General features: G+C 70.6%; 1 protein-coding gene. It reads right to left on the bottom strand.

The features are described 5' to 3' along the window. Positions 1-264: 264 nt before the first annotated feature. Positions 265-1,603, bottom strand: a 1,339-nt coding sequence (locus ACE3TU_RS22170; protein ID WP_374628019.1) for a 4Fe-4S dicluster domain-containing protein, incomplete at its 5' end; no start/stop codon positions are given.

Below are 1,603 nucleotides of genomic sequence, written 5' to 3'. Positions count from 1 at the left end.
ATCGGCGAGCGCTTCGCGACCGGCGAGGAAATTGCCGGTGATGCTGAGCTGGCGCACCGAGAACATCTGGCCCTGGTCGAGCGACAGGGCGCCTCCGGTGGCGAGACCGACGGCGATCAGGGCCGACATCAGCAGGCGGGCGGGGTGGGTCACAGGTTCACGAACTCCACGAAGGGCGACAGGGCTGGCGCGGCCGGGATCAGGCGCACAAAGATGGGCGATTTTGCGACTGCGCCGCAAGGGGAGCAGCCGATCACGTCGATGCTACATGCCCGAATAATTGGGGCCCGAGCCGCCCTCCGGCGGCACCCAGGTGATGTTCTGCGCCGGGTCCTTGATATCACAGGTCTTGCAGTGCACGCAGTTGGCCGCGTTGATGCGGAAGGACGGCCTGCCGTCCGCCTCGACCAGCTCGTACACGCCGGCCGGGCAGTAGAGCGGCGCCGGCTCGCCGTAGCGCGGCAGGTTGTCCCGCACCGGCAGCTCCGGGTCGGCGAGCCTGAGGTGCACCGGCTGGTCCTCGTCATGGCTGAGATTGGCGAGGTAGACCGAGGCGCTGCGCTCGAAGGTGGTCTTGCCGTCGGGCTTGGGGTAGCTGCGCGGCGCGACCCCGGCCACTGGCTTCAGCTTGGCGAAGTCCGCCTTGGTGTGCCGCTGCGTGCCGAACGGGGAGACCCCCAGGATCGCGTTGCACCACAGGTCGAACCCGCCCAGCAGCACGCCGGCGAGCGTGCCGAAGCGGGACCAGAGCGGCTTCATGTTCCGGACCGGGGTGAGTTCGGCGCCGATGCCGGTGGCCAGCACGCGCTCGTTGAGCCCCTCGAGCCGGTCGTGCGCCCGTCCCGCCGCGATCGCTTCCACCACCGCCTCGCCCGTGGCGCGGCCGGAGCGGATGGCGCTGTGGATGGCCTTCAGCGCCGGCACGTTCATGAACCCGGCGGCGCAGCCGACCAGCGCCCCGCCCGGAAAGGCGAGGTCGGGGATCGACTGCAGCCCGCCCGAGGTCAGCGCCCGCGCGCCATAGCTCACCCGCGTCGCGCCCTCGAGCAGCCGGGCGACGGCCGGGTGGGTCTTGAAGCGCTGGAACTCGCCAAAGGGCGACAGCGTCGGGTCGGCATAGCTCAGGTGCGTGACGAAGCCCAGGTAGAGCCGGTTGCCCGCCGCGTGATAGGCAAAGCCCCCGCCCGAGGTGGCATTGTCGAGCGGAAAGCCCAGGTAGTGGTCGACCCGGCCAGCTTCGTGCCGGTCCGGGGCGATCTCCCAGATTTCCTTGATGCCGAGCCCGTACAGTTGCGGGTCGTGCCCGTCGGCCAGCCCGAAGCCGGCGATCAGGCGCTTGGCGAGCGAGCCGCGCGCCCCCTCCCCGATCAGCGTGTACTTGGCCCTGAGCTCGATCCCCTGGGCATAGCCGGCCTTGGGCCGGCCATCGCCGCCGACCCCGAGATCGCCCGTGACGATGCCCTCGACCCGTCCGCCTTCGCCGCGCACCAGGTCGACGGCGGCGGTCATCGGGAAGATGTCGACGCCGAGCGCCTGCGCCTGCTCGCCCAGCCAGCGCACCAGGTCGCCGAGGCTGACGATCACGCCGTTCTTGACGTGCATC

This window comes from Devosia sp., assembly GCF_041917035.1.
GTDB lineage: Bacteria > Pseudomonadota > Alphaproteobacteria > Rhizobiales > Devosiaceae > Devosia_A.
This window is presented reverse-complemented; position numbering and strand designations above follow the sequence as displayed.